A 2098-nucleotide genomic window follows, 5' to 3' on the forward strand; every position below is an offset into this window, starting at 1 on the left:
AAGTATGGAAGATAACCATAAGATTCTGGCAGATTATAAGGATATTGATGTTTTACTATTGGATAAAGATTGGGCGAAGATCTCTGTTAATCCTACAACGGCTCTAAACGTTGCATTATCACCAAGTCATCTGGCTTATGTAATTTATACCTCAGGTAGTACAGGCAAGCCAAAAGGAGTAATGATTGAGCATACAAATGTTATAAATCTAATTACTTCTCAGATTAACAAATTTAATATTGATTCAAGTGATATTGTTTTACAGTTTTCAAATTTCATATTTGATGCTTCAGTTGAACAGATTTTTATAGGATTATCTAGTGGTAGTAAATTGATTTTTATAAATAAAGAAAAAAATCTTTATACAGAAAATTTACTTGATTTTATTGATAATCAAAAAATAACACATTTTCATACTACTCCAAGTATGTTAAGTACTTTGAGTGTAAGGACAGATTTACAATCTTTGAAAAGGATTGTTGTCGGAGGAGAGATTTGTAATAAAGATTTAATAGTAAAGTGGAATAAGGGATATGAATTTTATAATGAGTACGGACCAACAGAAACAACAGTAACGTCTACCCTATCTTTTTATGATAGGTATATTATTGATATTAAAGAAATCGGTATTGGAACTCCTATAAACAATACTCAGATCTATATTTTAGATTCACAAATGAGCTTATTACCTATTGGTGTAGTTGGTGAGCTATGTGTAAGTGGAGCAGGGGTTGCCCGTGGTTATCTGAATCAGGAGGAATTAACCCGAGAGAAGTTTATAGAGAATCCATTTAAAGAGGGCGATAGAATTTATAAGACGGGAGATTTAGCACGTTGGCTCCCTGATGGTAATCTGGAGTTTATTGGCAGAAAGGATAATCAGGTTAAAATCCGTGGTTATCGAATAGAGCTTGGTGAAATCGAGAATGTATTGTCATCGGTACGTGGAATCAGCCAGTGCTGTGTATTGGCTAAAGAGGATTCAAATGATACCAAACGGTTGGTTGGTTATGTTGTTGTTGAAGGTAAGCTGGACAGGGCCGCTTTGCAGGAACAGTTGAAATTAAGTTTACCGGAGTATATGGTTCCGATGATCTGGGTTGAGTTGGCAGAGCTGCCGTTGACGTCAAATGGAAAACTGGACAGAAAAGCTTTACCGGATCCAGATAGTTCAGATTTGTCTACAAAAGAATATGTGGCTCCACGTACAGAGACAGAAAACCAATTGGTTCAAATCTGGGAGAATTTGTTGGGAATAGAGAAGGTTGGAGTTCATGATAACTTTTTTGAGTTAGGAGGTCATAGTCTACTGGCTACCCGATTGGTATCGATGATCCGTAAAGAGCTTTCCATAGAAATATCTATCAGGGAAGTCTTTGAATATACGACGATCGCAACGTTAAGTTTACATGTATCATCTCAATCAGCTGGGATATTACTACCTGCAGTTATTGTAGAGAATCGTCCGCAGCAGATTCCTTTGTCTTTCAGTCAGGAGCGATTGTGGTTTTTGGATCAGTTGCAGGGAAGTAGTAGTGAATATCACATTCCTACTGTTCTTCATCTGGAAGGGGCCTTAGACGCATCGATATTAGAACAAACGCTTCAAAGTATTGTATCTCGTCATGAGGTTTTGCGTACTATTCTTTTGTCAGAAGATGGTATAGGGTATCAGGAGATAATAAGTCCAAAGGACTGGATATTGGATCAGGTTGATATAACAGATACTTCATCATTTGAAAGTCTGTTACAAAATTATCTGATGACGCCTTTTGATTTATCAAAAGATTATAAATTAAGAGCTTGTCTGTATGATTTAGGAAACCAAGAGTATATCTTAGCTTGTGTATTTCATCATATTGCCAGTGACGGCTGGTCAAGCAGTATTTTGGTAAATGAATTCATGGAGCTTTACAGCGCGCTTCAATCGGGAAGAGCGGCTGTTTTGCCTGAGCTTTCTTTGCAATATTCAGATTATGCGATCTGGCAGCGAAAATATTTGGAAGGAGCTGTTTTGGACTCTCAGTTATCGTATTGGGAAGAGAAGTTAGAGGGAGTAGGCACTTTATCATTGCCCACAGATTATGCTCGTCCATCG

At 37.0% G+C, this 2098-nt stretch carries 1 protein-coding gene; it reads left to right on the top strand.

Annotated elements, in window-relative coordinates:
- A partial coding sequence (locus tag FLA105534_RS00090) for a non-ribosomal peptide synthetase (RefSeq protein WP_173964024.1) occupies positions 1-2098 on the top strand: 2098 nt, incomplete at both ends.

The organism is Flavobacterium collinsii, assembly GCF_902804485.1.
GTDB lineage: Bacteria > Bacteroidota > Bacteroidia > Flavobacteriales > Flavobacteriaceae > Flavobacterium > Flavobacterium collinsii.